This is a genomic window from Comamonas sp. 26 (assembly GCF_002754475.1).
Lineage (GTDB): Bacteria > Pseudomonadota > Gammaproteobacteria > Burkholderiales > Burkholderiaceae_C > Comamonas.
The window spans coordinates 528416-553763 of sequence record NZ_PEFL01000001.1 but is presented as its reverse complement, the minus strand read 5'-3'; the positions used below and the strand labels follow the sequence as shown (position 1 = coordinate 553763).

Here is a 25348-nt window from a genome sequence, read left to right as displayed (position 1 = left end):
CAGCTATGAGAATTGATAATCAGCCCAGCGCGCCACCCCTTGCGACTGCCGCTGGGTTGGTGGCTTGACAAGGCTCAGTCCAGCCAAGCCTTTGGGAGCGCTGCAACGCGGGTAGAATTCAAGCCAGATTGCAAATCTATTTGCAACCCAAACAGTTGTCCCGGTAGTTCAATGGATAGAACAATTTCCTCCTAAGAAATAAATAGTGGTTCGATTCCACTCCGGGATACCAATAAAAAAGCACCTTATCGAGGTGCTTTTTTATTATCTGGAAAACGTCAGGCCATTCACATCGTCCAGGCTCGTCTCAAGTAGCGACCACTTCCAGCTGTTTGCGTGAGGCCTTGACCTTGTACATGGCGGCATCGGCTTTTTGCAGGGCGTCATCCACATCGGTGCTGTCGGGCATCAGACAAACCATGCCGACGCTGGCACCAGCATAGTCAATCTTGCTGCCGTCGGACAGTTCCACGCAGGCGATTGATGCGCTGAACAGGCGGCTCTTCAAATCTTCCAGCACGGCATCACCGTCTTCTTGAAGTTGCGGACCAATGCCGACCATGACAAATTCATCGCCGCCAAAGCGGGCCAGCATGTCGCAGCCGCGCATGGATACTCTCAGCTGTTCGGCCAAAATGCGCATCAAAGAGTCACCGGCCTCATGACCAAACTGATCGTTGATCTGCTTGAAGTCGTCCAGATCGATAAAGCCGACCAGCACCCATTCACGCGAACGACAGCAATGGACGATGACGCGGTTGAGCTCTTCCGTAACGCAGCGCCGGTTGGGCAAGCCTGTCAAGGCGTCGAGCATGGCCAGCGAAGCAAGCTCTTCATTGGCGCGCTGCAGAGATCGCACCAGTTGCTCGCGCTCAACAAAGCCGGCAATGATTTTGGAGAAAAGACGCAGCACATCTTCCGCCTCGCCGCTGATGGACTGGGACGTTCTGCTGGTGGCACAGAGTGTGCCGTAGAGCTGTCCACTGCCAAAGCGCACGGGCGTGCTGACATAGGTCTGAATATCCAGAGCCCGTGCCGCATCCGAGTCGCCCCAGCATTCCTGCACATTGTTGGTAAAGGTTTGGCCTTCTTCCAAAGCACGCTTGCACAGGGTGTCAGACCAAGGGACTTCCAGCCCTTCGGGAATGTTCATCTGGCTGGTATTGAGGGAGTACAGCACGTTCTGCACGCCGCGGGCTTCATCCACGGTGGTGAGGTAAGCTGATTCCAACTCAGTGACTTCGATCATGATTTTCAGCAGGGGCCGCGTGAACGCAGAAAGCGTCTGTGCAGCCGTCACGGTTTGGGAAAGACGCTGAACAATCGATATCATCGTGCGACCTCTAATACAAACGAAATCAAAAAATAGGGATAACCACGTACGGTACAAGCCGAACATCGCAGGGACTTCTTGTGCCCCATCATGCTACCTGCCTCAAGATGTAACAGCCCTGTTTTGATGTAATCGTTTGTCGGACTAAGCCTTAGGCCACAAGACTCTGACACGCAGCCCACCCAGCGCTGGGGACTCATCGAGCAAGAGCTGAGCACCGCAGCCCTGCGCAATACTTTGAGCAATGGCCAGCCCCAGACCACTGCCGCCTGCCATGCCTCCTGCATCCGCCCCGCGCACAAATCGCAGCAACACACGCTGACGCTCGGCCACCGGAATGCCTGGACCAGAGTCTTCAACCACCAGTGCACGGCCGTGGTTGTCTTGCAGCCAGCCCACATCGACCCTGCCACCTGCGGGCACGTATTTGATGGCGTTATCCAGCAGGTTACGCAGCAGCACAGCCAGCGCCTGTGCATCCGCAGGTACGCTGAATGAGGTTTGCATCTGCGGGTCTTCGCTCAAGCCCATATCCAACCCCTTTGCCTGCGCCGCTTGCGCCGCATCAGCCAATGCCTGCTCCACCAGAGCTCGCAAATCCGCTTCTTGCCGGCCCTCGCCTACTGCGGTCTGCGCTGCCTCCTGCCTGGCCAGCGCCAGCAATTGCTCCACCAGCCGCTTGGCGCGCTCAATGCCTGCGGCAAGCTGTTCTTGCGCCGCTTCTTGCGCGGTCTCATCAGGCGCTTTGCGCAAGGCCTGCAATTGCAACTGCAAAGCCGCCAGCGGCGAGCGCAACTCGTGCGCGGCATCAGCCACAAAGTGCTGCTGAGCTTCAAACGCTTGCTGCACGCGCTGCAGCAGACTGTTGAGCTCATGCAACAGCGGGCGTATTTCATCGGGCAGACCATCCATGGAGACGGGGGCCAGATCCTGTGGCTTGCGCGCCGCCAGCTCATGGCGCACGCGCTGCACAGGGGCGAGTGACTGGTGAATCACCCACCACACCGCCAGCGCCAGCAGCGGCAAGAGCAGCACCACGGGCAACAGACTGCGCCAGGCGGCCTCACGCGCCAGCAACTGGCGCACGCGCATGTCCTGCGCAACCTGAATCACTTGCGATCGGGTCTGCAGCGAGAACACGCGATAAATGGTGCCGCGCGCTGGCACATCGGCAAAGCCCAGCACCGCCATTTGCGGCAGCGCATCGCCCAGCGCAGATTCAAAAATTCTCAAGCCCTCATTGGTCCAGACTTGAACAATGAATTCGTTGTTTTCATCTTCAGGGGACGTGCCTTGTGGACGCCCTCTGGCATCAACCGGCAGCCCTGCGCGCAAGGCAAGGGCGGTTTGCTGCATCTGATAGTCAAACAGCGCATCGGTCTGCTCCAGTGCATTGCGATAGGCCAATGCGCCCTGCAGTACCGCCACCAGCACAATGGCAGCACCAATAAACAGCAGCAAACGTGCCCCCAGCGAGCCGGGCAATCTGAGCATGGATGGGGTGCTGCGCGTACTCATGGTTTTGGCACCATATAGCCAAGGCCGCGCACATTGAGTACGGCTGCCGCGCCTAGCTTTTTACGCAGACCGTGGATATAGACCTCTACCGCGTTGCTACTGACTTCATCGCCCCAGCCATAGAGTTTGTCCTCCAGTTGCTGGCGCGACAGCGTGCTGCCCGGTCTTGCAAGCAACGCCTGCAGCACCGCCCATTCACGCCCAGAAAGCATGACGGGCTGGCCGTTCACACTGGCCTCGCGGGTGTTGGGGTTGAGCATGATTCCGTTGTGTTCATACACCTCATCCAGATACCCGGCAGCACGTCTCGTCAGCGCGCGAATGCGAGCCTGCAACTCATCCATGTCATATGGTTTGATGACGTAATCATCCGCACCGGCATCCAAGCCGGCAATGCGGTCACGCACGGCATCGCGCGCCGTCGCCACCAGCACCGGCGTCGCATCCTTGCGCGCCCGTAACTGCCGCAGCACCTGCAGGCCATCGAGCTTGGGCAAACCCAGATCGAGCAGCACCAGATCGTACTGATGGCCGTGCAAGGCCGTATCGGCCTGAGCGCCATCCTGCACCCAGTCCACCACATAGCCATCGCCGCGCAGTAAGCTAAGCACGGCTTGACCAATCATGCTGTCATCTTCAACAAGCAGTAAACGCATGGTGCAAGGATAGCGCCCCTTGGGGGAAGCGGCATAGCCGCTCCAGTATTCGAGATAGCCATCGCATCTCAGAAAAGCAAAGAGCGCACCGTTTAAAACTGGCGCGCCCTTTAGCAAGAGACAGCAAGCATCGCCGCGCAGCGAGGCTGTCGTCCCCTTGGGGGAAGCGGCCTAGCCGCTCAGGGGATAGTCAATTCAAACCGCCGCTTCAATCCCCGGCATCGCCATACGCGCCTTGGTCAGCGCCATGCCCAGATTTGCTGTGCGGCGGCAGACAAAGACGGCCACGTAGTCCGTCACGTTCTTGCTGCGCAAAAAGACGTGGATCAGGTTGTCACTGTTGATGATGATTTCCTGAAAGTAATGGTGGCCGTCATCGCTGATACCGCGCGAGCGCTTGAACAGCGTCTCGATCATGGACACATTGGGGCCGTTAAACAAATCAGCCGTGGCTGCAGCCACCAGATCAATCACTTCACGTGGATGCGAATCCACGGTGCGAATCGACAGCAGCATGCCCGAGGCCGCATCCACATAACCAGCAGCCAGACATTCAGGCACAGAGGCCGCAGCCTGTGTCAATACAGAATCCAAACTCATTGTTTTCTCACTTCTTTAATTTCAATTCAGCGGCGCGCGGCACTTCGGGCATCAGCCCATCTTCAGCAGCAGCGCGTTTTCGTATTCATAGAGCAGGGCTTCCTGCGCTTCGGATTGCACGTATTGCGCGTCAATCAAACGCACACGGCGCAGAGCCTCTTCTGCGGTCAGGCCTTCACGCACCATCCATGCGGCCAGCACGGTACCGGTACGCCCCAGTCCCGCCAGACAGTGCACGGCCAGTACCTCGCCGCGGCGCATGGCCGCCGACATACGCGCCAGCAGCATCTGTACCTGTGCGACGGTCGGCGACTCATGGTCGTAGACCGGCAGGTGAAAATTCTTGAGCCCATGGCGGGCAAGAGCATCTTGCGGAAAGTCCTTTTCCGTCAGCGTAATGAGCATGGTCACACCGCAGCGGCTCAGCGCCTTGAGGTCCATATCCATGTCATGCACCACACCCGGCCAGGGTGTTCCCGCAAGGCGACCCGGTACCAGCCAGGCAAAGCCATTGGGGCCGCGACTCGCAGCGACGGCATTTTCAGCAGCCACTAAGGGCTGCATTTCCATCAGCACGGCTGCATTGATCGGGCGCGGCTGATAGGCGGAAGCTGGTGCAGGCGCTGCATCCTTCGCATCCGGTAATTCAGCTTGAGCCACCACGGGTTCGAACTCGAATTCAGGCACTGCCTCAACCTGCGCCACAGACTCCATCATTGCAACCGGCTGCTGCGCAAATTCAGCAATGGCGGCCAGCGCAGCCACTGGCAAAGGGGGCGGGGGCAGTACATCGTCGGCCAGCTCTTGCAACGGCGTGCCGGGCATAGGCATAGCGCAACTGCCACTGCGCAAAAATTGCTGGCCCGCAGCGCTGATGGGGCGGTGCATAAAGTCGGCCATGCTGGCGGCTTCTTGAATGCTGCCGCCAGCCAGCAGCAGCATCTGTTGCGCTGCAGCCTGCGCGTGTTGCTGCTGATGCGTGACGAGCAGCACGCTGCTTTGCTGACCAATTTGCTTTAGTACATCGAGCAGCAAAAAGGCTTCGTAGCCTTCCAGATCCGCCGTGGGTTCGTCCACCATCAGCACCGCCGGTTTGGCCCATGCCTCGCGCAAGATGGCCACCACCCGTTGCTGCACACTGCTCAGCAGCATGGTGGGGTTGTCCAGCGCCTGCGCCAGCTCGGCAAAGCCGTAGTTTTGCAGCTGTGCGGTGACCCAGTTGCGCCACTCCAGCGGCGATCGCTGCTCGGTCTGGCGCGCCATTTCAATCAACGCATCAAGCGTGTTGGCACGCATCAGGCGGGCATGCTGCTGCACCAGCCGCGGCAGGGCTTGTGCGCCATCAGCCGTCAAAGGCATGTTCAGCGGCTGCTGAGCATAAGACACCTGTCCCCAGCAGCGAAAACGCGGGTTGGGCGTATTCAACCCAGCAAGTGTGCGCAGCAGTGTGGATTTACCCGTGCCTGCAGGGCCCAGCAGCGCGGTCACGCCATGCGCTGGCAGCGCGAAATCCACCTCCGCCAGAATGACGCGCGGGCCATATGACACCCCCAGGCCTTGCACCTGCAGACTGTGTTGCTGTTCCAAAGAAGTCTCCCCGCAGCGCCTGCACCGAGGGCCGTCATGATTGATTGCGGTCACGAATCGTCATCAAAGGCCTTGCATCAGGCAAATAGATGCGTCGGACCGACAGCCTCTGACATTACATGCTTGAAGATTCGCCATCTCTCAAAACAAGTCAATGTGATGGGGAAATCCATTGATTCGCCACCAATTCAAATTGCTTTTGTTTTAAATCAATAAAACATAAAAAAGAAAACAGCACCTGAAAACAGGTGCTGTTTTATCTACCCAAGCTGATGAATTAACCCAGTCGTACCGGCACAAAAATCTTGTTGCCATCACGCCAGATAAGCACTGCAACGGTCTTGTCGGCCTTGGCCACTGCCGCACGCACCGCATCCACATCACCAGCCGCCACGCCGTTGATGGACAGCAACACATCCCCTTCGGTAATGCCTGCCGCTGCAGCAGGGCCGCTGGCCTGAGCTACCAGCAAACCGGCATCGACACCGATCTGCTTTTTCTCTTCAGGCTGCAGGGGGCGCAAAGCCAGACCCAGCTTGCCGTGGCCTTCATCTGCGGCGGCCTTGGCGGTCTTGACGGCCTTCTCGCTGGCATCGCCCAAGGTCGCGTTCAGGGTTTTGGCTTCACCCTTGCGCCAGACCTCCAGCGTCACCTTCTGGCCGGGCATGGACTGACCGATCACAGCGGGCAAATCGCCCGACCCCACAATGGGTTGGCCATCCACCTTGCGCACCACATCGCCGGGCTCAAGCCCCGCTTTGGCGGCCGGGCCGTTCTTTTCAACACTGGCGACCAGTGCACCTTCAGGCTTGTCCAGCTTGAAGGAATCGGCAAAGGCCTGATTGACCTCTTGGACGCTCACGCCCAGCTTGGCATGCTGCGCCTTGCCCGTAGCCTGAATCTGTTGCTGCACGCGGGTTGCCACCTCGATCGGGATGGCAAAGGAAACGCCCTGATATCCGCCCGAGCGGGTGTAGATCTGGCTATTGATACCGACCACCTCGCCCTGCGCATTGAACAGCGGGCCACCCGAGTTACCGGGGTTGATGGCCACGTCGGTCTGCAGGAAAGGCACAAAAGAATCATCAGGCAGCGAACGGCCCTTGGCGCTGACCACGCCAGCTGTCACGCTGTTTTCAAAGCCGAATGGCGAGCCGATGGCCAGCACCCAGTCACCCACGCGCAACTGGCTGGTCTGCCCCAGTTTGACCGTGGGTAGGTTCTTGGCATCAATCTTGAGCACGGCCACGTCGGTCTTGGGATCAGCCCCCAGCACCTTGGCATTGAATTCGCGCCGGTCGTTGAGCTTGACCGTCACCTCTTTGGCGCCATGCACCACGTGTGCATTGGTCAAAATCACCCCATCGCTGGAGACGATAAAGCCTGAGCCTTCGCCACGCATGGGCGTATCAGGCTGCTGCGCACGTGGACCTATGCCGCGAGAGCCAGGGCCGCCGGGCATGCCGAACTGGCGGAAGAATTCAAAGAAGGGATCATCGGGGCTGATGCCCTGACCCTGCTGCTGACGCTCGCTGGTTTGATCGCCCTCTTCCTCACGCATGGAACGCGAAGAGCCGACCACGCTGATGTTGACCACGGCCGCACCATTGCGCGCCGTGATATCTGCAAAATTAGGAGCATTGACCGCAGGCAGATTAAGCGCTGCAGGCTGTGCAGACACTGTAGCCTGAGTAGCTTGCGCCTGTGCTGCGCTGCGCGTACCCACCAGACCGGCACCAGTCGCACCCAGTGCACCAATCGCACCGGCAGCGACCAGAGCCATTACCAATCGACGGGGAGTAGACAAAATCGTGTTCATGGCAATCCTTTCAAATAAACACCGTATCGGTGCCTGTTGAAGGGAAGTTTGAACGTCAAGACTTAGGCCAGACTTAGAGGTGATAACACCACCCAGCAAATCGCAGATTTGCGGTTGAGACGAGGCATGAAGCCGCAGGCAGTACAAGCGTACGGCAAGGCGAAATAACGACGTATCAAGGGTGGTGTTAGCGACTCTTAGGCCGTCGATATTTGCAAAACGCTACTAAATCAGAAGCTACTTTCGATTATCTGCAAAGGGCTTCAGCTTATTTTCAACTGAACCTTGCCAATCTCAGATCAACTCCAGCACCAGTTCTGGCGGGCGGCAAAGCTTGGCCCCCTTGGGCGTCACCACAATCGGGCGGTTGAGCAAAACCGGGTGCGCAGCCACGGCCTGGATCAGTTGCACATCGCTGACAGCAGCGTTGTCCAGCCCCAGCTCTTTGAACTGCGCTTCTTTGCTGCGCAGCAAATCTCGCACCGGCACACCCAGATGCGCCACCAGCTCGGACAGTTCAGGCGCCGTGAGCGGTGTGGCAATGTAATCCACGACATTGGGCTCAATGCCATGCTCGCGCAGCAGCGTCAGCGCACCGCGCGAATTGCTGCAACGGTTGTTGTGAAAGATGGTGATATCGGGGCGATTCACAGGGGTTTCAGTGCTTGTTGTCATGGCTGCAGTTTAGCGAGCCTGCGCATGAGCTTGTGCTCCGGCAAGGTCTGCATAGCTGCTATGCCGCCCAGGCCAGAACCACGTGTGCAGCTGTTCCCATAGACTGATTGAAAAATGCCTGAAAACACAATAAGGAGACAACATGCCTGATTCTCAAGCACCAATTCAACTCACTCTGAGCCGCCGCCAATGGAGTCAATGGGCCACAGCCACCGCATTGAGCGGATTCGCTGGCTCTGCACTTGCGCAAGAGACGAAATACCCCAGCAAGGCCATACGCATGGTCATCCCGTTCACTCCCGGAGGCTCGGCAGACATTCTGGGGCGCGCCATCGGCCATGAGCTCACCACGGCATGGGGTCAGAGCGTGGTGCCAGAGAATGTGGCTGGCGCAGGTGGCAGCATTGGCGCCGATCGCGTGGCCAAGGCCAGCTCAGATGGCTACACCCTGCTGATGGGGCATGTGGGCACGCTGGCCATCACCCCCACGCTGTACCCCAAGCTGCCCTACGACCCCATCAAGAGCTTCACGCCGCTGGCCTGGGTGGCGCGCGTGCCCAATGTGCTGGTGGTTCACCCCTCGCTGCCGGTCACTGATCTGGCATCGTTCATCAGCTACGTCAAAGCCAACCCCGGAGCGGTGAATTTCAGCTCGGGCGGCAACGGCAGTGCCGCGCACATGACCATGGCCTATCTGAGCCTGCAAGCAGGGCTCAAGATGCAGCATGTTCCCTATAAAGGCACAGCCCCTGCCGTCAATGATCTGGTTGCGGGCCAGGTACAGGCTTTGTTCACGGGCATACCGGCAGTGCTGGCGCAAATTCGTGCCGGGCAGATCAAGGCGATTGCCGTGTCATCGCCACAGCGTATCGCGGCTCTGCCGAATGTATCCACGGTGGCTGAAGCGGGTCTGCCCGGCTTTGAAGCAGACCAGTGGTATGGAGTCGTCGGCCCCGCCAACATGCCGACCGATGTGGTGGCCAAGATCAATCAGCAGATTAATGCTTCACTTAAAAGTCCGGCCATTCTGGAGCGCCTGCAAAACGAAGGCGCTCAGCCCATGCCCAGCACGCCGAAAGTGTTTGCCGACCTGATCAACAAGGACCTGGCACGCTGGCGCAAGGTGATTATCGATAGCAAGATGACTCTCTGAGGCTGCCCGTCCACCAAACAAAACGCAGCTCCTGGGCTGCGTTTTTTCTTGGAAACAGCTCTCAACTCTTGCGCAGCCGATCAACCTCAGCATGCAAATCCTTGGCCCAGCTGCGGCGATCACGGCCGTCTGCGCTTTGCAGCTCACCGTAATGCACCACGGCTTGCAGATGGTCCGCGCTGAGCACGCGCCAGATGGAGCCGAGCAGGGTTTCATCGCCCACATAGGTCGCGGCGTAGCTGGTTTCACCCGTCTTGCCATCCACAAAGCGCAGGCCCACTGGCTGCACTGGCGCATCGCATTGCACAGCGGCCTCAAGCAGGTTGGAGTGAAACGAGAGCAGGCTGCGACCGTCGCCCGTGGTGCCTTCAGGAAAGACGGCCAGGATTTCGCCACGCTTGAAAGCATCGGCCATGGCGGTGATCATGCGCATGGCATCGCGGCGCGAGCTGCGCTGGATGTAGAGGGTGCCGGCCGCCGTGGCCAGCGTGCCAATGATGGGCCAGCCCTTCACATCAGACTTGGAGATGAAGCGGCAATGGCGCGCTGCATGCAGCAGCGGAATATCAAGCCAGGAGATATGGTTGCTGACCATGAGCACCGGGCCTTTAGCGGGCGGCCGGCCTTTGACCTCCAGCTGCACGCCTGCGCGAACCAGCAGGGCTGCAGCCCAGGCCTGCACCAGCTCATGCTGCTGCAGATGATGCAACTGAGGAAAGCGGAACGCCACAACCCATGCGCCCTTGCCCACATGGGCCAGCAGTCGCATGCAGCGCCACACAGCGCGCAGGCTGGTTTTGATTTTGTGCAAGCCGTTTGCCATGATTCTCAAAGAGTGTAGCGACTCGCCCCGCACAAGTTGCACCAACTTGATACCGGCAAGTGCCTAAGACTGGCGCAATGCAAAGTCAGAGACACCGAGGAAGCGCCGCCGCGCACCGAGGGTGTCGTCCCCCTCCCGATGCAATGCATCGAGAGAGGGGGAAGCGGCAAAGCCGCTCATGGGGAGCCTATCGTTGATAGGCGACAGCGCCATCAACGATAGTCGTTACCACGCGCGCAGGCAGCTCGTAGCCGGTAAACGGCGTGCTCTTGCCTTGGCTGGCCAAAGCTTTGGGCTCAACAGTCCACTCCGCATCAGGGTTCACAATGCACAGGTCGGCAACGCCGCCCACGCTCAGCTGGCCCAGCTGCGATTGCTGCTCGCCCAGAGCGCTGCCCAGCACCGCCACAGGAGAGGTCGTGATGGCGGCCAGCGCGCGGTTCAGAGGCACGTTGTGCTCGCGGCTCCACTTCACGGCGATAGACAGCAGCAGCTCCACACCGGTGGCACCGGGTTCGGCTTCGGCAAAAGGCAGGACCTTGGCGTCTTCATCCACAGGAGTGTGGTCAGACACCAGCGCATCAATCGTGCCGTCGGCCAGCGCAGCACTCAACGCGTCGCGGTCGCGCTGCTGGCGCAGCGGTGGGGTCAGGCGGGCGCTGCTGTCGAAGAAGCCGATATCGGTTTCGGTCAGCAGCAGCGAATTGATGGACACGTCGGCCGTGACATTCAGGCCCTCGGCCTTGGCGCGGCGCACCAGCTCCACACCGGCGGCGCTGGCCAGACGGCACAGGTGAACGCGGGTTTGCGAGCCGCGAATCAGCTCAAAAATGGTGTGCAGTGCAATCGTCTCTGCCGCCACGGGCACGCCAGATAGGCCCATGCGGGTCGCCAGAGCGCCGCTGGCCGCCACGCCCTTGCCCAGATCCTTGTCTTGTGGGCGTAGCCACACAGCGTAGCCAAAGGTGTTGGCGTACGACATGGCGCGTTGCAGCGTCTGGATATTGGGCAGCGGCACATCCGCCTGACCAAATGCCACGCAGCCGGACTCGGTCAGCTCGGCCATTTCGGTCAGCGTCTCGCCCTTGAGTCCCACCGTTAGCGCGCCCATGGGGAACAGGCGGGACTTGTGCTGCTTCTCGGCACGGAACTTGAGCATTTCGACCAGACCTTGCTCGTCGAGCACGGGGTCGGTATCGGGCAGGCAAACCAGGCTAGTAACGCCACCGGCAGCGGCAGCGGCCATTTCGGACTGCAGCATGCCTTCGTGCTCGTGGCCAGGCTCGCGCAAGCGCACGGCCAAGTCGACCAGGCCGGGCAGCACCCAGCAGCCCTTGGCATCGATTTCACGCTCGGCCACAAAACCATCGGGTGCGGAGCCGATGGCTGCAATTTTGTTGCCGTCGATGGCGATATCGGCCTGCTGGTCGAAACCGCTTGCCGGGTCCATCACCCGGCCATTGCGAATCAGAATTTTCATGGTTTGGCACCAAATTGACTGCTAGCGCTTATCAATAAAGCGCTGGCAGCTATAAAAACAGGATCAGGCCTCGTTGCCAGCAACGATGGACATCACGGCCATGCGAACGGCAATACCAAAGGTGACTTGCGACAGAATCACGGCCTGCGGGCCGTCCACCACGGCGGAGTCGATCTCCACGCCGCGGTTGATGGGGCCGGGGTGCATGACGATGGCATCGGGCTTGGCCAGTTCCAGGCGCTTTTCGGTAAGGCCGAAGCTCTTGAAGTATTCCTGGCTCGATGGCAGCAATGCACCGCTCATGCGTTCGTTCTGCAGGCGCAGCATGATGATGACGTCGCAGTCCTTGATGCCCTCTTCCAGGTTGTGGAAGACGCGCACGCCCATGCTGGCCATGTCGGAGGGGACCAGTGTGCGGGGGCCGACCACGCGCACTTCGGCAGCGCCCAGCGTGGTCAGGGCGTGAATGTCGGAACGCGCCACACGCGAATGCAGCACGTCGCCCACGATCGCCACGCGAAGGTTGGAGAAATCCTTCTTGTAGTGACGGATGGTGTACATGTCCAGCAAACCCTGCGTGGGGTGTGCGTGGCGGCCGTCACCGGCGTTGACCACGTGGACATGGGGCGCCACATGCTTGGCGATGAGATAAGGCGCACCCGATTCGCTGTGGCGCACGACAAAGATGTCAGCGGCCATGGCCGAGAGGTTGTCGATGGTGTCCAGCAAGGTCTCGCCCTTACTGGCCGAGCTGCGGGCGATGTCCAGATTGAACACGTCTGCGCTCAAGCGCTTGGCCGCAATTTCAAACGTGGTGCGGGTGCGGGTGCTGTTCTCGAAGAACAAGTTGAACACGCTCTTGCCGCGCAGCAACGGCACTTTCTTGACTTCGCGGTCGTTGACGCTGACGAAGTTGCCGGCCGTGTCGAGAATCTGGGTCAGGATGTCCTTGGACAGGCCTTCGGTGGAGAGCAGGTGAATCAGCTCGCCATTCTTGTTGAGTTGGGGGTTGCGCTTGTACAGCACGATCAGGCCTCTTGAATGCGGAAGTGGAAAACACCGGCCTCGTCGCGCGCCAGCGCTAAAGAGCGGTCCGCCGGCAGCACCACGCGGGCTGCGGCAAAGTCGGCCTGGAAGGGCAATTCGCGCCCGCCACGGTCCACCAGAACGGCCAGACGCACGCAAGCGGGGCGGCCGTAGTCATAGAGTTCGTTGATGACTGCGCGCACCGTACGGCCGGTGTAGAGCACGTCATCCAGAATCAGTACATCCGCGCCGTTGACGTCAAAATCAATCTGAGTCTGCGCGCTGGAGGCCATGCCGCGCTGGGCAAAGTCGTCGCGGTGCAGCGAAGACGACAGCACGCTGGGCTTGCCCGCAAGGTTCAAGTCCTTGTGCAGACGCTCGACCAGCCATGCACCGCCCGAAGTGATGCCCGCCAGACGGGTGTTGGGCCCCATGATGCGCTGCACGCCGCGCAGCAGCTCGCTATACAGGGCTTCGGCATCCAGAATCAGGCTGCCTTGTCCCGGTTGGTTTCCTGCAATGGTTTCACTCATGGGAGACTCCTCAAAAACTGTTCAAGAATGATGCAGGCCGAAGCGGCATCGGCGTCGCGTGCGCCTCCTGCCAGGGCTTCGGTCGTGCTGTAGCGTTCGTCCACCTCATACACCGGCAGCTTGAAGCGGCTTCTGAGCTGGCGTCCAAATTTCAGGGCACGCGCCGTGTTCTCGTGCGCCGCGCCATCGGGGTGATAGGGCACGCCAATCACCAGCGCATTGGGCTGCCACTCGCGGACCAGCTTGTCCACGGCCACCAATCGAGCCTCGGCAGCTTCAGCCTTGATGGTGGGCAGCGGGTTGGCGCCGCCCAGAACGCGGTTGCCCGATGCACAGCCCGTGCGCTTTGTACCGAAGTCAAAACACAGAAACTGCTGGAAATGCGCAGGCACCTCGGGCTTTTGCGGCAGGGGTGCAGAGGCCGGCTGATCGCTGGCCGAGGAAAAGGCCGCATCGGCGGCCTTGTTGGAAGAGGAAATATCGTTCATGCGCGACCCGATTCGGGAGACAACATCCAGCGCTGCAGGCCCAGCAGGCCCAGCGCACGGTCATAGCGTTCATCAACAGGGGTGCTGAAGATCACGTCGGGGTCAGCTTCTACGGTCAGCCAGGCGTTTTCGCCAATTTCGGATTCGAGCTGGCCTTCATCCCAGGATGAATAACCCAGCGTGACCAGCACGCGCTTGGGGCCGGCACCATCGGACAGGGCTTCGAGCACATCCTTGGATGTGGTCATCTCCAGACCGCCGGGGATGGTCATGGTCGAAGCATAGGCCGATTCGTTCTCTGGTGCGCCTTCGATCACCATGGGCTCGTGCAGCACAAAACCGCGATCGGTCTGCACCGGGCCGCCGGTAAAGACCTGCTCTTCGCGCAAATCTTCACGCTTGAGACCCAAGTCCACTTTTTGTAGCAGGCCTTGCAGGCTCAGCTTGGAGGGCTTGTTGATAATGAGACCGAGCGCGCCACGCTCGCTATGCTCGCACAGGTACACAACGCTGCGCGAAAACGACTCATCTTCCAGACCCGGCATGGCAATCAGGAAGTGGTGAGTCAAGTTGATAGGCGCAGATTCTGCAGACATAACTGCGATTTTAATGGCGATCCATGACTCCTTTTTACCCTGTGGGCTTGATATGGTTCCGACGCGACCTGCGTCTGAGCGATAACGCCGCCCTCTACCATGCTGCGCAGCAATGCAAAACGCTGTATTGCGTCTTTGTTTTCGATGAAAGCATCCTCACCGCCCTGCCTCACGCCGACCGCCGGGTAGAGTTCATCTGCCAGAGCGTAGCCGAGCTGGACGAAGCCATTCGCCACGCCGCAGGCCGCCCGCAAGCAGGCCTCATCACCCGACACGGCCTGCCGCAAGAGATCATTCCGGCGCTGGCCAGCCAGCTGGGGGCTGGCGCCGTCTTCTGCAATGACGATGACGAACCTGCCGCTCTGGCGCGCGATGCGCAGGTGGCCCGCAGTCTCAAGGCTGATGGCCGCGTGCTGCTGCGCAGCAAAGACCACCGCATTTTTGCGCGCGACGAGGTGCTGACCCAGAGCCTGTCGCCGTTTTCGGTCTTCACGCCCTACAAAAACGCCTGGCTCAAAAAAGTAACGCCGTTTTACCTCTCCAGCTACCCCAGCGAGCGCGACCTGCCAGCCAAGCTGGCCGACCGGCATGAAGCCGACCGCCAAAGCACATCAACCGCAGTCGAGCTGGGCTTTGCGCCCGACACTCTGCAAGGCCTGCGCCTGCCCACAGGCGAAAGCGGCGCGCGCCAGTTGCTGGCCGACTTTCTGCCGCGCCTGCCGCAGTACAAAGCGGCGCGGGATTTTCCGGCGCTCAAAGGCCCCAGCTACCTCAGCGTACACCTGCGCTTTGGCACCGTATCGATTCGCGAGCTGGCTCGCCTTGCCCATGAAGCCGCGCATAACGGCGACTGGTCTGATGCAGGCCGTGAAGGCGCAGCCACCTGGCTCAGCGAGCTGATCTGGCGCGACTTTTACTTTCAGATTCTGGCCCACCACCCCCATGTCATTGAACGCAGCTTCAAGCCTGCCTATGACGTGATCGAATGGGACACGGGTGCCGAAGCCGATGCACTCTTCGCCGCATGGTGCGAGGGCCGCACCGGCTACCCTCTGGTCGATGCCGCCATGCGCCAGATCAACACCAGCGGCTATATGCACAACCGGCTGCGCATGGTGGTGGCGAGCTTTCTGGTCAAAGACCTGGGAATCGACTGGCGTCGGGGTGAGGCTTACTTTGCCGAGAAGCTCAACGACTTTGATCTGGCAGCCAACAACGGCGGCTGGCAATGGGCAGCCTCAACAGGCTGCGATGCCCAGCCCTGGTTTCGCATCTTCAACCCCATCACGCAGAGCGAGAAATTTGATGCGGACGGCAAATTCATTGCCCGCTATGTGCCCGAGGTGGCGCAACTGCCGGCCAAGCTGCGCCACGCGCCCTGGCTGGCCAAGCCGCTGGACCTGCTTGAAGCAGGCATCACGTTAGGCAGCAGCTACCCTTACCCCATCGTCGATCACGCCGTGGCGCGCGAGAAGACACTGGCACGCTACGGCATCTTGAAAAAGGACAGCTAAAAAAGAAGCGGCTTGCGCTTGTCTTTAAAAGGTTTCAGGTCACTTTTAACCCGAAACCCAATCAAGACCGGCGAAAGCCGCTTTTATTTTGGTAGCAGTGCTTATTCGGCAGCTGCTCCAGAGGCATCAAGCCCAGGGCCGCTGAGCGGGTTGCGCTCAGGTGCGGGGCCGCTAAGCTTCAAGGCGTAATGCTGAATCAGGCCCAGCAGCTCTTCATCAGAGTAAGGCTTGCCCAGATAGTGGTTGGCACCCAACTCACGGGCCATCTCGCGATGCTTCTGGGCAATACGCGAAGTGATCATGACCACGGGCATGCCTTCAAGTTTCTGGTCTGCACGAATATTGCGCAGCAGGTCAAAGCCATCCATGCGCGGCATTTCGATGTCCGACAGTACCAGCGTCGGGCGCTCTTCCTGCAGGCGTTCAATGGCTTGCAGACCATCAGCCGCCAGCGTGACGCGGTAGCCTTCGCGCTGCAGCAGACGCTGGGTCACGCGGCGCACGGTGATGGAGTCATCCACCACCAGCACCAGCGGCACCGTAATCTGACCCGCTTCAGCACCCAGCAAACCCGCACCTGCGGCCTTGGCCAGCAGTCCGCCTTCAGCGGCATCCAGCTCGGCCTTGGCCAGCATGGCGCGCACGCTGTCGCCGTACACGTTGGCCAGCGCCACCGGGTTGTAGATTTGCACCACAGAACCCGAGGGCAGCACGGACATACCCGTCAAGCCAGGCAGACGCGAAAGCTGTGGTCCCAGATTCTTGATCACCACTTCCTGGTTGCCCAGCACTTCATCCACGTGCAAAGCCACGCGCTGCGAGGCGCTGCGGGCAATCACCACGGGACGGGTACGACCCAGGTTTTCATCGCTGTGCAGCGAGGTCTGCCACAGCGCGCCAGCCCAGTAAAAGGGCATGACTTCGGTGCCATCGTGGAACTCGTTATTGCGATAGCTTTCTTCCAGCGCATCGACCGGCACGCGGCGCACGATTTCAATCAGGTTGGCAGGCACGCCCATGGACACAGAGCCCATGCGCAGCATGACCACTTGTGTCACCGCCGTCGTCAGCGGCAATACCAAACGGAAGGCGCTGCCACGACCGGGTTCGGTATGGGTTTCGATACGGCCGCCCAGCGCATTCACTTCAGAACGCACCACGTCCATACCAATGCCGCGACCGGCTACGCCTGTCACTTCAGTGGCTGTGCTGAAGCCCGGCTCAAAGATCAGACGGCCAGCGTCCTCCAGCGTCATGTGGCGGTCATCCGTCCACAGTTTGAGGCTGATGGCCTTGGCACGAATGCGCTCCAGATTCAAACCAGCGCCGTCGTCTTCCACAGACAGCGCAACGTCATTGCGCTCATGGCTCAGCACGATCTCGATGGTGCCGATGGCGGGCTTGCCCATTTCCTGGCGCAGTTCGGGGGACTCGATGCCATGCGCCACGCAGTTACGCAGCAAGTGCTCAAAGGCCGGCATCATGCGTTCCAGCATGCCGCGGTCCATTTCGATGGTGCCGCCCAAAATGTTCAGGCGAACCTGCTTGCCCATCTCCTTGGAGGTCTGGCGCACCACGGCGTACAGACGTTCGGCAAATGAGTCGAACTCCACCATGCGCGTGCGCAGCAGATCGCGCTGCAGATCACGTGCCTGGCGGCCCTGAGCCACCAGATCATCTTCGGCCACGGCCAGATCGCGCTGCAGATTGCGCTGCACGGTGGCCACGTCGTTCACCGACTCGGCCATCATGCGGGTCAATTCCTGCACGCGGGTGAAGCGGTCAAACTCCAGCGGGTCAAAGCCAGCCGCCGTGTCCTTGGACAGAGCCAGGCGCGACTGCATCTGGCTCTCGGCCTGCACTTCAATGTCACGCAACTGGGTACGCAGACGCTCCAGGTTACCGGTCAGGTCATTGAGCGCCGAGCGAGCCTGCATCAGGCGTGCATCAACACGCGAGCGGGCAATCAGCACTTCGCCGGTCTGAGAAATCAGACGGTCCAGCAACTGGGCACGCACCCGCACCGTCTGTTGCGACGAAGCGCGCGGCACCACGGGCGCAGGCATCTGAATCGCAGCGGGTGCTTCAGCAGACTCTGCCGCAACAACCTCAATTTTTTCGCTTTCAGCCTCGCTAGCACTCAGGTGCAGTGGCGCTTGGGCCAGCTTGTCTTCCAGCGGGTCCAGCGGCAGTTCAGGCTCTTGCTCACCCGCCATGCGCAGCACATCAAAGCTGGCTTGCAAGGCATCAAAGCTGCCCAGCAATGGCTCAATGGCTTCGGCGGAGGGGCGTTCATGGTCAATGCGTTCAACGGCAGACTCCAGACGATGAGCCATCTCGCCCATGCGCATGGCACCGGCCAGACGGGCACTGCCCTTGATGGTGTGCAGAGCACGCAAGACCTCGTTGCGCGCCTCATCCTGCGTGGGGCGGCCATGCCAGCGACGCAGCGCAGCGCCCAGTCTCGGCAGCAGGTCGATAGCTTCTTCTTCAAAGATGGGGAACAGATCGGGGTCAACCTGATCCAGCACATCAATGTCGTCTTCATCGTCGCCCGCATGCACGGCCAGTGCAATGGCTTCATCAATGCGGCGCTGCAGCTCAGCTTCATGCTCCACGCTGCCAGCGGCGGGCACCATGGAATAAGGGGCCTGAGTAGCTGCATCCGGCACCACATCCAGCAGTGGGTCTGCGGTTGGGGCATCGACATCAGGACTCTCAACCGCCTGTTCAGCGATCAATGCATCCGCCAATGTCTCCGTCAGTGCATCGCTGGAGAGCAATGCCTGAGCATCCAGCACTTGCTCGGCAGCAAAGTCCAGCGGCAAATCCTTGAGGTCTGCGGCTGGCTGCAGCACTTCAGCAACTGGCCACTCGACATCATCCAGATCGGGCAACTCATCGTATGCCGAAGCAGGCGCAGCGCTGGCATCAATGGTCGAGCTGAGAACTTCACGCAGCCCATCTTCAACCCCAGGCACGGTCTCTTTGAGGAAACCTGCCGCGAACTGATGCAGCAAGCGGCGCACTTCATCCGAAGCAGTCACACATTGCTGAATCTGCAGCCCGCTGGCAAAGCCCTGAGACTGCAGGTGCAGCAGCGCATGCTCCAGCAGGCGCGCCAGTTCCGACAAGGCCTTGAAGCCCACGGTACCGGAGCTACCCGCCAGCGAATGTGCCAGTGCAATCACGTCATCAGGGACAGGCTCCGCAGGCTCTTGCGACCACTGCTGGAGCACATCCCCCAGACGCTCGGACCAATCATCGGCCTCGTTGAGGTAGACGCTATAGAGCGGCGCGCTGATGCGCAAGCCATCAATATTGCGGTAACCCTCTTCCTCTTCGGCGTCAGAGCCATCTTGCGCAACAGGCTCTGATGCAGCGGCTTCTGGTTCCGCCGCTTCTGACTCAGTGGGCTTGACGACCTCAGGCTCAGCTGCTTCAGCTGCGGCATCAAGCAAGTCTTCGATCGCATCCAGCTCTGCAGCAGCCGTTTCTGGCTCAGCCGCCTCAGGCAATTCAGCCTGTGGCTCTTCGGCCACTTGATGCTCAGGCTCGGCAACGGCCTGCACTTCAATTGCAGCCTGCTCACTTTCACGCATGGCCGCTTCAAACGCCGCAAAGTCCAGCTCCTGCACTTCTTCAGCAGGGGTTGCAGACGATGCTTCTGCGGCTACGGCCGATGCATCAACCTGCTCCAGCAGGTCATCGGGAATATCCAGCTCCAGTATGGCAAAGTCGGCAGCGGCCTCTTCAGGCTCAACCAACGACTCTGCTTGAGCAACCGGAGTCAATTCGTCATCAGGAAAGTCGAGCTCAGGCATCACCAGAGCCGGCGTGTTGGGCACTGGATCGGCCAGTTCAGCACGCTTGCCACGACGCGGCACCAGAGCGATATCGACGCGCGTGCCTTGCAGACGCATAGCATCTGCCGCAGCGCGGAATGGCGTGGCCGACCAATTTTCGGCCTGGCGGTTTTCAATATCCTGCGCCCAGGCCGCAAAGGCCTTGAGCGAGTCTTGCGCCAGAAGCTGCATGGGCGCGGGCATGGGTTGCTGCTCAGCCAGCCAGGCATTGAGCATCTGCTCCATAGACCAGCCCGCTTCACCAAACTCATCAAGCCCGACCATACGGGAGCTACCCTTGAGCGTGTGGAAAGCACGGCGCAGTGTGGTCTGCTCGCTCAGGTTCTCTGGTTCATAACCCAGAACCTTCAAAGCATTCAGGCCGTTGTCGACGACTTCGCGGGCCTCTTCCAGGAAGATGGACAGCAACTCATCATCGCCATCCAACTCCTCTGCGCTCAGCTCTACGGCCTGAGCCACGGGTGCAGGGACAGGCGCAGCAACGGAAGCGGCAGACACAGGTACCGGTTCCGCCAAGGCACTGAAATCAGCAGCGAAATTCAGGCCATGGGCCAGTTCAGCGTCTGAAGCCTCAGAAGGCTTGGCTGTCTGCATCTCCTTGAATACCTGAGCCATGGCATCGGCCAGAGCATCAGAACCCACAGGAGTCATGTCCAGCCCAGCAGATGCAGCCGTCATGGTGAACTCGGGCAGAGCGCCCGGTTCTGTCACAGCCCACGGCGAGGACTCTTCCTCAATACTCGATTCCTGCTCTGCAGCTGCCTGATGCACGGCAGGCTGGTGAACTTCAGGAGAAATCAACAACTCAGGATCGGCCACGGCAGACACAGGAGCCTGCGTCACCTCAGCCGGTGGCGGAGGTGCAGCTACGGATGGCTGAGCGCCAGCATGCAGCGAAGCGGCCTGAGCCACTTCAGCAGCCGCAGGTTTGAAAGGAGCTGCAAATGGCGCAGCAACGACTGGTTGCACTGGCTTGAAGTCAGGAACCTGAGCAATATCAGTAGGGATGTCCACCGTGGGGCGGAAAGCCTCTGGGCCACGGCTGCGGCTATGGCCCATGACGATGCGCAGCTCGTCCTTTTCCTCATCGTAGACAAACAGCTTGCGCGCCATATTGCGCTGGTAGCTAAGCATGTCGATAAGGAAGCCCATGGCACCCAGACTGCTACCCAGTTTTTCAAAAACCTGGGGGTAGCTTTCCATGCTCAACTCGCCAAGCATCAGGTGCTCAACGGTCTCGCGCATGCGCTGCATGGCAGTCGCTGCCTGGTCAAAGCCCAGAACCGACAAAACGCCACGCATCTGCGACATCTGACCGGGCACTGGACCCAGCACAGAGGTATCTGCAGGATTGCGGAAGAACATGTCTAGCTGCTTTTCAGCCTCGCCCAAGGTCAAGCGCAACTCGCCCACCACAGATCCCATGGTTTGCTGGTCGCTCGCCTGGCGATAAAGCTCTTCCATCCAGACTTCAAGCGGCTCAGGCACGGCACCATTCAACGCAGCATCAAGACGATGCACGAGCACGCTGGACTGGGCAGACTGCACTTCTTCGTTTTGGCCAGCCGTCATAAAGCTGGCTTGCAGATACAGCACAGCCGTTGCCACTTCCATGGCCAGCTCGGCAGGTGGCGGCGCTCCAACGCTGTCCACCGTGTCCGCCACGCGAATCAGTGCACGCGCCAGGCCATGGCTGGCCGGCTGCAGTTTGACCAGCGATTCAGACACATGGCCGAATTGCTCGGCCATGGATTTAATCTTGCTGCGGTCACCTCCAGCTAGGGCCGACCAGGTTTCCGCCGCCGCCGCAATGCGCTTGCGGGCCTGCACCAGCACCGATGGATCAAAGCGGCCGAAACGGGCCACGTTGTAATCCACCAGTGGCATGTACTCCATCGCATATGCTTCATGCACGGCCTGCAAAGACTCACCGGCCTGCTCGCGGGGCTTGGCCTGCGCACAAAAGAACATCAAGTCTTGCAGCAAACGCGCTGGCGGCAAGCTGTCGCCCTTGGCCATGGATGCATACTGCATGAGCACACGTGAAGCCATGCGCTTTACGTAGATATCAGCAGTAATCAGGCCGCGCGCCAGCCCTTCAAAGAAGGCTGCCACAATCTTCCAGAAACTGCGCGCTGCCACATCATCGGGCAGAGCTGCGGCAAAGCGCAGGCACAGCTCGCGCATCTGGGCAGCGGCTTCACGGTCATCACTCTTGACCATGCGCAGCACCACGCCATCGAGCATGGCACGGGCATGCGGGCCATAGGCCAGCGGCTCGGGCACAGGGCCAGTCCAGCGCGGCTCGCGGGCTCGGCGCTCAGCAGGCCACAAATCAGCAGGATGAGACTTGTCATTACCCGCCAGGACCTGTGTTTCACGGTACTGAGGGAACAAAGCAACGGCAGAGACTTGCTGACCTGCAAGCACCGCCTCCAAAAATTCCATTAACGCAAAATGCGTGCGCTCCAGCGTGCTGGCCGCTTCCTGTGTGCAATATTCGGGGCGCTGCACGAAGCGGTTAACCACCGCTTCCATGCTGCGCATCACCTGCGCCGGGGCTGTGACGCCCACCATCTCCAGTGCACCGCAAGCCTGGTGCAACTGCTGGCGTGCAATGCGCAGCGCCGATGTATCCAACTCTTCCAGATCAGACAAACGGGCCGCATCTGCATCACGCATGAAACGACTTACAGCCTTGGTCGCAGCCTCAAGCGACTTTCGCACCTCATCGAGCACCCAGGCCAATGGACCCAGATCCTGTTCCGCGGGTGCAGGCATGGCTGCACGTGTTGGCGAGTCGTCAACCACTGACATGCTCTAGTTCCTTAACCCTCTGGGGGTCGTGCATTTTTATAAGAGGGAGAGCCAGTCAAATCAGGCAATCTTGAACCGAGAAACAGACTGACGCAATTCTTCAGCCATGTGAGAGAGCTCGCGCACCTGCTGGGCTGTTGTACGAGTACCTTCACCGGTCTGCTCGGTCACCGCAAAAATGTGCTGAATGTTTTCTGCCACGCCGTTGGCCATGATGGCTTCACGCGAAGTGGAATTAGAAATATGCTCAATCAGCTCGGCCAGTCGGCGCGACACGCTATCAATTTCAGACAGTGCGGTACCCGCAGAGTCTGACAGGCGAGCCCCTTCAACCACACCCTGTGTAGAGCGCTCCATAGCGGCCACTGCGTCCTGTGTATCGGTCTGAATGGCTTTCACCAGCGCTGCAATCTGACGGGTCGCATCGGCGGAACGCTCCGCCAGGCGCTGCACTTCTTCCGCCACCACCGAGAAGCCACGACCGGCTTCACCAGCAGACGCGGCCTGAATAGCTGCGTTCAGCGCCAGCACGTTGGTCTGTTCGGTAATGTCCGAAATCAGCTCTGTAATTTCTCCAATCTCCTGCGACGATTCACCCAGACGTTTGATTCGCTTGGAGGTATCCTGAATCTGGTCACGAATGGAGTTCATACCGCCGATGGCGTTCTGCACAGCCTTCAGACCCGAATCAGCGGCTTGCAGCGATTGACGGGCCACCAGTGCCGACTCCTGTGCCTGTGCCGATACATTGTTAATACGGCCAGCCATGTCCAGAATGGACTTGCCTGTTTCGCGAATTTCGTGCAATTGCTCGTTCGATGCGGCCAGCAGCTCAGTCGACGTCATGTCCACCTGCTCGGTCGTCTGAGCCACTCGGGTGACGGTATTCTGTACCGAGCCCACCAGCGCACGCAGCTCTTCTACCGTGTAGTTCACCGAGTCGGCAATCGCGCCGGTGATATCTTCGGTCACGGTCGCTTCCTGCGTCAAGTCACCTTCAGCGACGGATTGCAATTCGTTCATCAAACGCAGAATGGCAGCCTGATTGGCATCGTTGATGCGCTTGGCTTCTTGCTCCTGCAAGCGGGCGTCTACCTGGTGGCTTTCGGCTTCCTTCTGACGTGCGCGGCTGTCCAGCAGTTGCACGCGAGAAATACCGACGCCACTCAACACCGCCGTCAAAAGAGCCAGAGCCAGCACCACCAACTGCAGCATGCTGGAGCCGCCCAGGCCTTGTAAATCAGACTGCAGTTTCTCCAGCTGCTGGCGCAGTGGTTCGCTGTCATTGTTGATGCTGCTCTGCGCTTCACGGGCCGACACCAGACCTTGCAGGTTGCCCAGAATAGCGCTGGCCTGAGTGCGTGTGTCGTCGTACTGCTTGATCAGTGTCTGCAGTTGCTCACGTACCTGCGGGTCGCGCGAGGCGCTCAGACCCAACTCGGTGCTACCGTTGAGCAGACCTTCAGAGATTTCCTTGAAAGAGTTCAAGTCCTTGCCCAGCAAGAACACCGCCTCGGGGCTCACGCCTTCCAGCGTCTGGAATTCGTTGGCCGACTTGGCAATACGCTGAGTCAACATCACCAGCTGACCGGCAGCAGAGATTTCCGCCGCGCCGGCACCTTGCTGCAGCTTCAGCGATGAAATGGTTTCTGCGGTTTCCAGCAAGTCAGAAGACTGACGGTTAATGGTACGCAGCGCATCGCCAACCTGAGTCAGTGTTTTTTGCTGCCCCAGAATCAGGCTGGCACTTTTTTCTGCACGTTCCATCAGCGTGCTGATGTCGCTGACTTCATCTTGCAGGCCGCTGCTCAGCGCATTCACGCCCAGTTCAGAGTCACCAGCCGCCAGAGCGCGCACGTTGCGTGCCAGAACACCAGCGCTGTCCTTGACGTCTGCAAAAGCCGGCGCTGAACCGGTCATAGCCATGGAAACCGACTTGGCCAGTCGCTGCGACTGCATCAGGGCCTGGCCTGTTGCAGCGAGTTGCTGGTTGGAGTTGCTGGCGTCACGCAGCATCCATGCAGCAGTGACCACCAGCACCAGAACCGAGCCGCCCAGCAAGGTAAACAAGGTGCGCTGATGCTTGGCCACCGTCGCGGTGCCAAGAATCGGCAAGCTCACCCGTTCATCTTCGCGCCCCATCTCGTCTATTCCGATGATGGAAGGAGCACCTTGCACGCTGTTGAGCGCGCCGTCATACATATCCTGTACGACGGTGTCCGCCATCATGCTGCTATCCGCATGGAGAGCATCCGCAACGGGCTTGCGTCGAAACATTTGATTTATTTTTTGTGCGAAGGACATAGAGCTGTATCCAGAAACCTCAAGCACGAATGCTCAAAAATTTAGCAGTTTGAGACAGGTGCTGCAATTTCAGCTCCTGCCAGCGGCGGCCGCTCGCATCAATATGCACGGCACCGAAGAAACTCGGGGAGCGCTCAGGCGCAGGCTCGGTTCTGGAAAACGCATCTGCGGCGCGCAGCCCCAGCAGACGATCAGCCAGCAAGGCGGCATTCACTTCCAGCGCAGGGTTGAAGGCCAGCAAGCTGCAGTCCATCAATTCCTGCTCATTGCGGGCACTTCCATGGCCCAGCAGCTGGGCCAGATCGACAACGCCCATCAAAGCACCGCGCAAATTGGCGATGCCGAGAAACCAGGTTTGCGTGTAAGGAACAGGCTGAACGCCTGCCCAGGGGAAAATTTCGCCCGCTTGATTAAGCGGTAGCAAATAGTCCCGCCCGCCGGTTTGTACAGCCAACCAGGCGGCAACACTTATGCCTTCATTGCGCGCTGCTTGCAGGCGCCCGGCCAGTCGGGATTGGAGGTCTCGGAGGGCTTCGCGGTTCGCCATAAGCAGCGCAACC

Annotated in this window: 18 protein-coding genes and 1 tRNA gene; 3 read left to right on the top strand and 16 right to left on the bottom strand. The window is 59.8% G+C overall.

The window, feature by feature from the left end:
• Nucleotides 1–157: 157 nt before the first annotated feature.
• Nucleotides 158–232: transfer RNA gene (locus tag CLU84_RS02575), tRNA-Arg, on the top strand.
• A 75-nt stretch (nt 233–307) separates the two neighbouring features.
• Here the strand turns inward: CLU84_RS02575 and CLU84_RS02570 are convergent.
• The 7 genes from CLU84_RS02570 to arsC form a co-directional block, all read right to left on the bottom strand.
• Nucleotides 308–1333 (bottom strand): sensor domain-containing diguanylate cyclase, encoded by a 1026-nt coding sequence (locus CLU84_RS02570; RefSeq protein ID WP_099735800.1) that lies wholly within the window; start codon nt 1331–1333, stop codon nt 308–310.
• Between the two features lie 144 nt (nt 1334–1477).
• Nucleotides 1478–2851, bottom strand: a complete 1374-nt coding sequence (locus CLU84_RS02565) for an ATP-binding protein (protein WP_099735799.1) — start codon at nt 2849–2851, stop codon at nt 1478–1480.
• Nucleotides 2848–3507: a response regulator transcription factor gene (locus CLU84_RS02560; protein WP_099735798.1), complete on the bottom strand. Its 660-nt coding sequence runs from the start codon at nt 3505–3507 to the stop codon at nt 2848–2850. The genes CLU84_RS02565 and CLU84_RS02560 overlap by 4 nt, the downstream gene beginning before the upstream one ends.
• A gap of 195 nt (nt 3508–3702) precedes the next feature.
• A complete protein-coding gene (locus tag CLU84_RS02555) occupies nt 3703–4107 on the bottom strand; it encodes a hypothetical protein (RefSeq protein ID WP_099735797.1) in 405 nt (134 codons plus the stop codon).
• A gap of 51 nt (nt 4108–4158) precedes the next feature.
• Nucleotides 4159–5694 carry an ATP-binding cassette domain-containing protein gene (locus CLU84_RS02550; protein ID WP_099735796.1) on the bottom strand — a complete coding sequence of 512 codons (1536 nt, stop codon included), beginning with the start codon at nt 5692–5694 and terminating at the stop codon, nt 4159–4161.
• A 277-nt stretch (nt 5695–5971) separates the two neighbouring features.
• The gene (locus CLU84_RS02545; protein ID WP_099735795.1) at nt 5972–7513 is read right to left on the bottom strand and encodes a Do family serine endopeptidase; all 1542 of its coding nucleotides are present in this window, start codon (nt 7511–7513) and stop codon (nt 5972–5974) included.
• Nucleotides 7514–7807: 294 nt separating this feature from the next.
• Entirely contained in the window at nt 7808–8188 is a 381-nt protein-coding gene (gene arsC / locus CLU84_RS02540; RefSeq protein WP_099735794.1) for an arsenate reductase (glutaredoxin), read from the bottom strand.
• 142 nt (nt 8189–8330) lie between these two features.
• Here arsC and CLU84_RS02535 point away from each other — a divergent pair, with 142 nt between their 5' ends.
• Nucleotides 8331–9341, top strand: a complete 1011-nt coding sequence (locus CLU84_RS02535) for a tripartite tricarboxylate transporter substrate binding protein (RefSeq protein ID WP_099735793.1) — start codon at nt 8331–8333, stop codon at nt 9339–9341.
• Between the two features lie 61 nt (nt 9342–9402).
• On the opposite strand, the gene CLU84_RS02530 is transcribed toward CLU84_RS02535, so the two are convergent.
• From CLU84_RS02530 to CLU84_RS02505, 6 genes are all read right to left on the bottom strand, one after another.
• Nucleotides 9403–10164, bottom strand: coding sequence for a 1-acyl-sn-glycerol-3-phosphate acyltransferase (locus tag CLU84_RS02530; RefSeq protein WP_099735792.1), 762 nt, complete (start codon nt 10162–10164; stop codon nt 9403–9405).
• A 187-nt stretch (nt 10165–10351) separates the two neighbouring features.
• A complete protein-coding gene (locus tag CLU84_RS02525; RefSeq protein ID WP_099735791.1) occupies nt 10352–11644 on the bottom strand; it encodes a dihydroorotase in 1293 nt (430 codons plus the stop codon).
• Between the two features lie 63 nt (nt 11645–11707).
• Nucleotides 11708–12670, bottom strand: a complete 963-nt coding sequence (locus CLU84_RS02520) for an aspartate carbamoyltransferase catalytic subunit (protein WP_099735790.1) — start codon at nt 12668–12670, stop codon at nt 11708–11710.
• A 2-nt stretch (nt 12671–12672) separates the two neighbouring features.
• Nucleotides 12673–13203, bottom strand: coding sequence for a bifunctional pyr operon transcriptional regulator/uracil phosphoribosyltransferase PyrR (pyrR, locus tag CLU84_RS02515; protein ID WP_099735789.1), 531 nt, complete (start codon nt 13201–13203; stop codon nt 12673–12675).
• Nucleotides 13200–13691, bottom strand: coding sequence for a Holliday junction resolvase RuvX (gene ruvX / locus CLU84_RS02510; protein ID WP_199173675.1), 492 nt, complete (start codon nt 13689–13691; stop codon nt 13200–13202). The genes pyrR and ruvX overlap by 4 nt, the downstream gene beginning before the upstream one ends.
• Nucleotides 13688–14287 (bottom strand): YqgE/AlgH family protein, encoded by a 600-nt coding sequence (locus tag CLU84_RS02505; protein WP_099735788.1) that lies wholly within the window; start codon nt 14285–14287, stop codon nt 13688–13690. The genes ruvX and CLU84_RS02505 overlap by 4 nt, the downstream gene beginning before the upstream one ends.
• A gap of 23 nt (nt 14288–14310) precedes the next feature.
• Here CLU84_RS02505 and CLU84_RS02500 point away from each other — a divergent pair, with 23 nt between their 5' ends.
• Nucleotides 14311–15801 (top strand): deoxyribodipyrimidine photo-lyase, encoded by a 1491-nt coding sequence (locus CLU84_RS02500; protein ID WP_099735787.1) that lies wholly within the window; start codon nt 14311–14313, stop codon nt 15799–15801.
• A 101-nt stretch (nt 15802–15902) separates the two neighbouring features.
• On the opposite strand, the gene CLU84_RS02495 is transcribed toward CLU84_RS02500, so the two are convergent.
• The 3 genes from CLU84_RS02495 to CLU84_RS02485 are packed head-to-tail and all read right to left on the bottom strand — an operon-like array spanning nt 15903 to nt 25335.
• Complete coding sequence (locus CLU84_RS02495) at nt 15903–22484, bottom strand: Hpt domain-containing protein (RefSeq protein WP_099735786.1); 6582 nt, start codon at nt 22482–22484, stop codon at nt 15903–15905.
• Between the two features lie 60 nt (nt 22485–22544).
• Nucleotides 22545–24788, bottom strand: coding sequence for a methyl-accepting chemotaxis protein (locus tag CLU84_RS02490; protein WP_099735785.1), 2244 nt, complete (start codon nt 24786–24788; stop codon nt 22545–22547).
• 19 nt (nt 24789–24807) lie between these two features.
• Complete coding sequence (locus tag CLU84_RS02485; RefSeq protein WP_099735784.1) at nt 24808–25335, bottom strand: chemotaxis protein CheW; 528 nt, start codon at nt 25333–25335, stop codon at nt 24808–24810.
• Nucleotides 25336–25348 lie beyond the last annotated feature (13 nt).

Excerpts from the sequence above, each read along its gene's own strand:
- CLU84_RS02525 (WP_099735791.1), bottom strand. The coding sequence starts at position 11,644 with ATGAAAATTCTGATTCGCAATGGCCGGGTGATGGACCCGGCAAGCGGT.
- CLU84_RS02535 (WP_099735793.1), top strand. The coding sequence starts at position 8,331 with ATGCCTGATTCTCAAGCACCAATTCAACTCACTCTGAGCCGCCGCCAA.
- CLU84_RS02545 (WP_099735795.1), bottom strand. The coding sequence starts at position 7,513 with ATGAACACGATTTTGTCTACTCCCCGTCGATTGGTAATGGCTCTGGTC.
- CLU84_RS02570 (WP_099735800.1), bottom strand. The coding sequence starts at position 1,333 with ATGATATCGATTGTTCAGCGTCTTTCCCAAACCGTGACGGCTGCACAG.
- CLU84_RS02555 (WP_099735797.1), bottom strand. The coding sequence starts at position 4,107 with ATGAGTTTGGATTCTGTATTGACACAGGCTGCGGCCTCTGTGCCTGAA.
- CLU84_RS02565 (WP_099735799.1), bottom strand. The coding sequence starts at position 2,851 with ATGAGTACGCGCAGCACCCCATCCATGCTCAGATTGCCCGGCTCGCTG.
- CLU84_RS02505 (WP_099735788.1), bottom strand. The coding sequence starts at position 14,287 with ATGTCTGCAGAATCTGCGCCTATCAACTTGACTCACCACTTCCTGATT.
- CLU84_RS02560 (WP_099735798.1), bottom strand. The coding sequence starts at position 3,507 with ATGCGTTTACTGCTTGTTGAAGATGACAGCATGATTGGTCAAGCCGTG.
- CLU84_RS02495 (WP_099735786.1), bottom strand. The coding sequence starts at position 22,484 with ATGTCAGTGGTTGACGACTCGCCAACACGTGCAGCCATGCCTGCACCC.
- CLU84_RS02485 (WP_099735784.1), bottom strand. The coding sequence starts at position 25,335 with ATGGCGAACCGCGAAGCCCTCCGAGACCTCCAATCCCGACTGGCCGGG.
- ruvX (WP_199173675.1), bottom strand. The coding sequence starts at position 13,691 with ATGAACGATATTTCCTCTTCCAACAAGGCCGCCGATGCGGCCTTTTCC.
- arsC (WP_099735794.1), bottom strand. The coding sequence starts at position 8,188 with ATGACAACAAGCACTGAAACCCCTGTGAATCGCCCCGATATCACCATC.
- CLU84_RS02500 (WP_099735787.1), top strand. The coding sequence starts at position 14,311 with ATGACTCCTTTTTACCCTGTGGGCTTGATATGGTTCCGACGCGACCTG.
- CLU84_RS02490 (WP_099735785.1), bottom strand. The coding sequence starts at position 24,788 with ATGTCCTTCGCACAAAAAATAAATCAAATGTTTCGACGCAAGCCCGTT.
- pyrR (WP_099735789.1), bottom strand. The coding sequence starts at position 13,203 with ATGAGTGAAACCATTGCAGGAAACCAACCGGGACAAGGCAGCCTGATT.
- CLU84_RS02530 (WP_099735792.1), bottom strand. The coding sequence starts at position 10,164 with ATGGCAAACGGCTTGCACAAAATCAAAACCAGCCTGCGCGCTGTGTGG.